At 65.8% G+C, this 4309-nt stretch carries 8 protein-coding genes and 2 pseudogenes; 6 read left to right on the forward strand and 4 right to left on the reverse strand.

Translation table 11 applies throughout. From position 1 onward, the window contains the following. Window positions 1-10: 10 nt before the first annotated feature. Window positions 11-103: a LuxR C-terminal-related transcriptional regulator gene (locus AC1DY5_RS44145; RefSeq protein ID WP_478120739.1), complete on the forward strand. Its 93-nt coding sequence runs from the start codon at window positions 11-13 to the stop codon at window positions 101-103. Window positions 104-174: 71 nt separating this feature from the next. Here the strand turns inward: AC1DY5_RS44145 and AC1DY5_RS44150 are convergent, their stop codons facing one another. Next, window positions 175-456 carry a response regulator gene (locus AC1DY5_RS44150; RefSeq protein ID WP_478120740.1) on the reverse strand — a complete coding sequence of 94 codons (282 nt, stop codon included), beginning with the start codon at window positions 454-456 and terminating at the stop codon, window positions 175-177. 17 nt (window positions 457-473) lie between these two features. Between AC1DY5_RS44150 and AC1DY5_RS44155 the strand changes: the two are divergent. The 4 genes and pseudogenes from AC1DY5_RS44155 to AC1DY5_RS44170 form a co-directional block, all read left to right on the forward strand. After that, window positions 474-812, forward strand: a pseudogene (locus AC1DY5_RS44155) (DUF1214 domain-containing protein); the annotation flags it as partial. Window positions 813-965: 153 nt separating this feature from the next. After that, window positions 966-1469 carry an H-NS family nucleoid-associated regulatory protein gene (locus AC1DY5_RS44160; RefSeq protein ID WP_478120734.1) on the forward strand — a complete coding sequence of 168 codons (504 nt, stop codon included), beginning with the start codon at window positions 966-968 and terminating at the stop codon, window positions 1467-1469. A 14-nt stretch (window positions 1470-1483) separates the two neighbouring features. Then, window positions 1484-1744 carry a hypothetical protein gene (locus tag AC1DY5_RS44165; RefSeq protein WP_478120735.1) on the forward strand — a complete coding sequence of 87 codons (261 nt, stop codon included), beginning with the start codon at window positions 1484-1486 and terminating at the stop codon, window positions 1742-1744. Window positions 1745-1909: 165 nt separating this feature from the next. Then, the gene (locus AC1DY5_RS44170; protein WP_478120736.1) at window positions 1910-2434 is read left to right on the forward strand and encodes a hypothetical protein; all 525 of its coding nucleotides are present in this window, start codon (window positions 1910-1912) and stop codon (window positions 2432-2434) included. A gap of 68 nt (window positions 2435-2502) precedes the next feature. Here the strand turns inward: AC1DY5_RS44170 and AC1DY5_RS44175 are convergent, their stop codons facing one another. The 3 genes from AC1DY5_RS44175 to AC1DY5_RS44185 all read right to left on the reverse strand — a co-directional run bounded on the left by AC1DY5_RS44175 (window position 2503) and on the right by AC1DY5_RS44185 (window position 3266). Further along, window positions 2503-2682: an SH3 domain-containing protein gene (locus AC1DY5_RS44175; protein ID WP_478120741.1), complete on the reverse strand. Its 180-nt coding sequence runs from the start codon at window positions 2680-2682 to the stop codon at window positions 2503-2505. A 107-nt stretch (window positions 2683-2789) separates the two neighbouring features. Next, the gene (locus tag AC1DY5_RS44180) at window positions 2790-3026 is read right to left on the reverse strand and encodes a hypothetical protein (RefSeq protein WP_478120737.1); all 237 of its coding nucleotides are present in this window, start codon (window positions 3024-3026) and stop codon (window positions 2790-2792) included. Window positions 3027-3038: 12 nt separating this feature from the next. Beyond that, window positions 3039-3266 (reverse strand): hypothetical protein, encoded by a 228-nt coding sequence (locus tag AC1DY5_RS44185; RefSeq protein WP_478120738.1) that lies wholly within the window; start codon window positions 3264-3266, stop codon window positions 3039-3041. Between the two features lie 225 nt (window positions 3267-3491). Here AC1DY5_RS44185 and AC1DY5_RS44190 point away from each other — a divergent pair. Then, window positions 3492-4309: pseudogene (locus tag AC1DY5_RS44190) on the forward strand (IS630 family transposase); the annotation flags it as partial.

Raw genomic sequence — 4309 nt, forward strand, 5'->3', positions numbered from 1 at the left:
CAACAAGCAGATCGCCAGCGACATGGAGATCTCCGAGAAGACCGTCAAGGTCCACCGGGCGCGGGTCATGGAAAGGGTGTGCGCTCTGTCGCCGAACTGGTGAGCCTCTGCGGCGCCGACATCGTGGCCCGTGCTTCGATGGCGCTGCGCGAGGCGGCAGAGGCGGGCTGATTCTCAGCGTCGCGGCGCGGCAGGGGAAATGGCGCCACCGCTTCCCGTGACCCAGTCGATGGCGTCCAGCAAGGCCTGGCGGTCGACCGGCTTGCGCAGGAAGAACTGGGTGCCGAGCGCGCGCGCCAGCCGCCGCGTCTCGTCGTCGTCGCGTGCCGACAGCGCAATCACCGGGATGCCGATCGCGGCCCGTGTCAGTCGCTCCTGCACCTGGAGGCCGTTGAAGCCGGGCATCGAGATGTCCAGCACCGCGCAGCCCGCGGCCTCGTGAACTCCATGCGCCAGGAAGGAAGCACAACTACACGATCACCTTCCCGGCCGTCCAGCTGCCCCCGGTGAATGCCTTCTGGTTGGTGTCCATGTACGACGGCAAGACGCAGCGCTTGATCGACAACCCGATCAACCGCTACCTGATCAACGCGCTGATGCTGCCGCACATGAAGAAGAACAAGGACGGCTCGCTGACGCTCTACGTGCAGTACAAGTCGCCCGGCAAGGCGCTCCAGTCGAACTGGCTGCCGGCGCCGAATGGGCCGGTCTACATGGTGATGCGCCTCTACTGGCCGAAGGAAACGCCGCCCTCGGTGCTGCCCGCCGGCGGTGGCAGCTGGAAGCCGCCGGTGATCGTGTCAACGAAGTAGGTGAATCGGGGCCTGCTCGTCGCAGCAGGCGCACATCCATTCGAGCACCGGGTACTCGGCAAATGAGTAACGCGTGCAGCCGGGCGTCGCCACTGTCGTCGCAGCCGCACTCCGACTAAGCTATGGCACTTATCTCAACGCACAGCAAGGTCCATGACTACGACATACGCTCAAATCCAGAAGAAGATCGCATTGCTCCAACGCCAGGCCGACAGTCTTCGCGACAAGGAAGTCGCCGGCGTGGTCGATCGCATCAAGGTCGCGATCGCTCACTACGGATTGACCGCGCAGCAACTGGGCTTCGGAGCCGCGGGCGCGAGCCCGAAGGCGGCGTCGAGCAAGAAAAAAGAGAAGGCGCTCGCAACAGCGGCCCGCTACAGTGACGGCGCCGGCGGCACCTGGTCGGGGCGCGGACCTCGTCCCCGCTGGCTGCGCGAGGCGCTGGCGGCCGGCAGGTCGCTCGACGACTTCAAGGTCTCTTCCACTCCGGTCGACGTCCTGCGCGCCGCCAAGAAGACGGCCCGGACGCAGCGCCGCCCATCGACCGTGCTCTATCGCGACGACGCCGGCCATTCGTGGACCGGCCGGGGGCCGCAGCCGCGCTGGCTCAAGGAAGCACTGGCGCAAGGCAAGACCTTGAGCGAACTGGCGGGCTGAGCAGGCAGCGCCTCATGCATACAGTCATCGTGATCGGCGGCGGCCTGGCGCTGATGGCTGCCTGTCTGCTGCTGGGGCATGCGTGGGGCGGCATGGCCGGACTCGTCATGGGTGCCAGGCTCTTCATCCCGGTCTGGCTGGTGGCTGCCTTCGTCAACATGTGGGTCGGCGTCAGCACCGCCGGCTACTCTTGGGGCGAAGAGTTCCCGATCTTTCTCGGCATCTTTGCCGTGCCGGCTGTGGTGGCGGGACTGCTGTGGTGGAAGCTGTCCTGAAGGCAGTCGCCGATTCGGGCCTGGAAATAGCGTCTGCCGAACGACGGCGGYGGCATGCTGAACGGATCCGTGCATTTGTACGCAAATCGCGAAATGCACAGCGGTGTAATCCATTCGACTTCATTGTGATGGCTACACAATGGCACAACTCCCGCTCCTCAGCCCATGAAAGCATCACCTTCTCTCGGAACACTGCATCGCATCGGCAGGCGCCTTCGGCAACTGTTCGGCGGCCGTGCGCGTTCGGCGCCGCGCGTGGTGGCTTCCAGCATGCCGCGACCCATGGCGCCGGTGGAACGGGCGCTGCCGTCGAAGCCGGTCCCGTTGGAAGCTGAAGCGCAGGAGCCGATGCCGGCGCCGGCCCAGGCCGATGTCGCTGCGCCGCGAACCGAGCCGGTGCCGAGCCCGGCGCCGGCTGCGGCTCCAGCTGAAGCCCCAGCCGCAGCGCGAATTGCGCAAGCGCAGRCACCGGCCAAGACCATGCGCTCGCTCGAAGAGGTGCGGGCCGATCTGGCCCGCCTGCGCGAGAGCGCCAAGGAGCGGCACGCGCGTGCGTCGGCCCCGGTTCGACGCGACATCAGTTTCGAGGCGACCGATTTCATGGACTTCGCCAAGCCGGCGCAGGACGAGTCTTTCGAACAGACCGCGTTCCTCGACTTCACGACCTTGAAGCCGCGCGCCGAGCCCTAAGGCTTCAGCCGGCAGGCCTCACTGGCTGGTCCCTGGGTCGGGCCGGAGGCGGCCGCGACGATCCCCGGTCATTGACGATGGGCACTCGCCCGCGAACCGGGTCCTGCAGGTAGTGCGACCCAGCCCCGATGGCGCCGCGTGACGACTTGGCACCAGCGCCAACTGCCGATGCAGCCCGTGACCCTGACGGAAGTCCGCGCGGGAAGGACCGTCATCACTTCGAAGAAGCGATCCGGCCCGGACCGCATGTTGACTGCGCGCGTGTTGGAGGTGCTCAGCGCGAGCGCCGACAGCGGCAGCAGAAGCAGCAGCGCCAGGACCAGACACTTCGACTGCACCGGTGAGGCCACAGGCCTTACCAGCCCATCTGCTGCTGCCTGCCGCCCATGATGTTTCCGGCCACGCCGCCGGCGATGCCGCCGATGGCTGCGCCTGTCCAGGCATCGCCGCCCGAGATGGCCGCGATGCCGGCTCCGCCCGCCGCATCCATTGCCGCGCCGCTCATCGTTCCCTGCTGCCGCGGGGTCATGTCGGTGCAGCCGCTCGCCAGCGTGATCGCGGCAACGATCGCCACCCATTGAAGTCGTTTCATGATCGCTCTCCGTTACTTGTTCTTCTGCAGGCCGGGCAGGGCCATCTCGAACCAGATCGTGTCGAGTACCGGCCGCTTCAGCTTCGTCGGATTGGCCGCATACCAGCGATCGAGGCCCTCGCGCACGCTGTCCAGCGTCTGGCCTTGCATGCCCTTGGCAAGGCGCGGGATGAACTTCTGCGCATCGGTCGGCGGGTTCGCGGCGAAGTAGGTGGCCTGGACCTGGACCAGGTTGGCCATGCCCACGAGGTAGGCCTTCTTGACGGCCTCGCTCGAGGTGGTCCAGCTCGCCGGTGACGACAGGAACTTCGGCCGCGCGAGCCGGCAGGGCGACCATCGCCAGCGCCATGCATGTCGCAGCCAGTGCCGTGCGCATGTGCAGTTTATTGAGATTTACCAAATCCATGACAACCAATAACGTCCTCGAACGTTATCCAATCAGCGGATTGATTGGAGGTAGGTTGCATGGGCAAGAAGATGGACGAGGCCACGCGCAAACGGGTGCAGGCTGGGCGAATGCTGCTGGCGGGCAAGACCCCCGCGCAGGCCGCAGCGGCGGTTGGCGTGGCACGCCAGACCGTGTACACGTGGAAGGCCCGGCTCGATGAAGGCGGGATCGATGCGTTGCGCGCCATGTCGCCGGGACGTCCTGCCCAGCTGGACGCACAGCAACTCGAGGGCTTGCGCCGCGCGCTGTTACAGCGCCCTACCGAGCACGGCTTTGGAACCGAGTTGTGGACGCTCAAGCGGGTGCGTCTACTCATCGAGCGTCTGTACGGCGTGTCCTTCAGTGAAGTGCATGTCTGGCGCATCCTGGGCGCACTGGGGTTCAKCCCGCAGAAGCCCGAGAAGCGGGCGATCGAGCGCAACGAGGATGCCGTGCGCAACTRGAAACGCAGTACCTGGCCGGCGCTTAAAAAAAAGCCCAGCGAGAAGGACGGCTGATCGTCTTTGTGGACGAGTCGGGCATCAGCGAGCGCCCCACCCGAGTGCGCACATGGGCGCCCAAGGGACAGACACCCATCATCCAGTTCCATTTCAACTGGACTCACGTCTCGGTCATCGCCGGACTCACMCGCACCAACTGCCTGTTCCGGCTGCACGAGGGCAGCATCAAGAAGGAAGAGATCGTCGAATTCCYCAAGGCGCTGAAGGCCCATCTGAAACAGCCGCTGCTGGTCATCTGGGATGGCTTGAAGGCGCACCGCAGTCGCCTGGTGCGCGATTATCTGGACAGCCTGGGCGGCCATATCCAGATCGCGTTCCTGCCGCCGTACGCGCCC

The sequence above is a fragment of the Variovorax sp. P4_D9 genome (assembly GCF_056401695.1).